At 72.1% G+C, this 1639-nt stretch carries 2 protein-coding genes; one reads left to right on the top strand and one right to left on the bottom strand.

The window, feature by feature from the left end; translation table 11 throughout:
• The first annotated feature begins 285 nt into the window (after nt 1-285).
• The gene (locus GX015_RS08555; protein WP_291344364.1) at nt 286-918 is read left to right on the top strand and encodes a carboxymuconolactone decarboxylase family protein; all 633 of its coding nucleotides are present in this window, start codon (nt 286-288) and stop codon (nt 916-918) included.
• 7 nt (nt 919-925) lie between these two features.
• Here the strand turns inward: GX015_RS08555 and GX015_RS08550 are convergent.
• Nucleotides 926-1639: SDR family oxidoreductase (locus GX015_RS08550; RefSeq protein WP_291344362.1), on the bottom strand; the 714-nt coding region annotated here is incomplete at its 5' end.

Below are 1639 nucleotides of genomic sequence, written 5' to 3'. Positions count from 1 at the left end.
GGCCCGCCCAGCCGCGCGCCCAGCCGTTCTCCCTGCGCCCGGCTGCCCGCCCAGCGGCCCGCCCGGCCACGCCCTCAGTCGGTGGTCACGCCCAGCTGCACACCCAGCCGCAGTCCACGCGCTTAACCCACCCCGAATGAGCTAACCCACCCGTTACAGCGGGTGGGTTAAGCAATTCGGGGTGGGTTTGGCGGGATGGGGCCGCAATGCGGCGGTCCGACTCGCCGGCCGGATCCGATGCCCGGTTCGCCTGCGCCGTCGGGCACTCCCACCTAACCTGGTTTCATGGACGATACTTCCCCCGATCCCGCAACACCCGGCAACGGACACCCGGGCAACGGACTACCCGACCACGCAGACTTCGACCGGCCCGCCAGCCCGCCGCTGCCCAGCGGCCGCCCGGGGCCGGGCTCGCGCAAGCAACTCGGCCTCGTCAACGCCGCCATCGAAGCCATCGGCGCCCGCGCGACCGGCCGCAAGCGCCTCGGCGTCTTCGCCACCATCGGCCGCGCCAAGCGCCCGTTCCGCGGCTGGCTGATCTACTCGGCGACGATGATGCCCTTCGGTGAACTCTCCCGCACCGACACCGAGCTGATCATCCTGCGCGTCGCCCACGGCCGCGGGGCGGATTACGAGCGCGACCACCACCGGGTCATCGGCAAGCGCGCGGGCTTGACCGACGCGGAAATCGCGGCCGTCGACCGCCGCGACCACGGGTTCACCGGACGCCGCGGGGCGATGCTCGAGGTTGCCGATCAGCTCGTCGCGAAGCGGGACGTCGACGACGCCGCCTGGGCCGCACTGTCCCGCCACCTGTCCGACCGCGAATGCGTGGCACTGGTGCAGCTGATCACGCATTACGACGGCCTGGCCACCGCACTCCACGTCCTGGGCACGCCGGCCGACGAAAAGCGGTAGTCGGCGGCTACGTCGCCTCGGCGCCGTCGGCGGCCCAGCGCAGGCCCTTGTTCAGGGCCTTCATCACGCCGCGGTACGCCCACGGCATGTTCACCTGCGCCCACCGGCCAAGGGGCACGTCGTGGGAGGTGGCGATGAGGTACGTGCCGGCGTCGACTTCGTAGCGGATGATCGCGGCGGCCTTCGCCGGCGAGATCGCGTGGCCCTGGAAGAGCTTCGTCGCCTTGGCCACGCGCGGGGCGCCGCGGTCGATGCCGTGGATGTCGATGGTGCGCACGAGCGGGGTGTCCACGGCGCCGGGCGCGACGGCGTGGACGGAGATGCCCTTCGGCGCGAGGTCGAAGCGCAACACCTCGCACAGGCCGAGCACGCCGGCCTTCGACGCCGAATACGCGCCGTGCCAGGGCAGGCCGAGGATGCCGGCGGCCGAGGACACGCAGACCAGCCGCCCGCGGCCGGCGTCGGCCATGGCGGGGGTGAACGCCTCGACGATGTGGATGGTGCCCATGAGGTTGATGTCGATGACGCTGCGCCATTTGGCGTGCGGCAGGGTCGTGGGGTCGCCCCACACGGAGATTCCGGCGGCGTTGTACAGGTCCATCGGGGCCCCGTGCTTTGCGACGACGCCGTCGGCCCATCCCTTCACCTCGTCGAAATCGGCGATGTCCAGCGCGGTGGCGTCGACGACGGGGTGCCCGCCCGGCCCGGCCGCGCGATGGCC

Source organism: Corynebacterium sp. (assembly GCF_012837295.1).
GTDB lineage: Bacteria > Actinomycetota > Actinomycetes > Mycobacteriales > Mycobacteriaceae > Corynebacterium.
This window is presented reverse-complemented; position numbering and strand designations above follow the sequence as displayed.